Origin of the sequence: Zavarzinella formosa DSM 19928 (assembly GCF_000255705.1) — a bacterium.
In the GTDB taxonomy this organism is placed as follows: Bacteria; Planctomycetota; Planctomycetia; order Gemmatales; family Gemmataceae; genus Zavarzinella; species Zavarzinella formosa.
Window position 1 is genome coordinate 54738 of the sequence record NZ_JH636453.1, and the last position, 242, is coordinate 54979.

Below are 242 nucleotides of genomic sequence, written 5' to 3' on the forward strand. Positions count from 1 at the left end.
GTGGGAGTTTGTCTTCCAGCCGGTCGCGGCGGCGTACTTAAACCTGATCGAGCCGTGGTGGAAGGTTCTGCGGTCCCTGGCGCTCAAGGGCCGCCGATTCGGAACGTGGGAAGAGATCGCCGAGGCGGTCGACCGGGCGACGGCTTACTGGAACGCGCGCCGACATCCGTTTCACCTAGGCCGACGACAGCGTCCCCGGCCCCGTCGGACGACCGGCGTCGCCACCCCGCCATCTGTGCGTT

Annotated in this window: 1 protein-coding gene; it reads left to right on the forward strand. The window is 67.8% G+C overall.

The window, feature by feature from the left end; genetic code table 11:
* Nucleotides 1–242: hypothetical protein (locus tag BGIM_RS66250; RefSeq protein ID WP_238537839.1), on the forward strand; the 242-nt coding region annotated here is incomplete at both ends.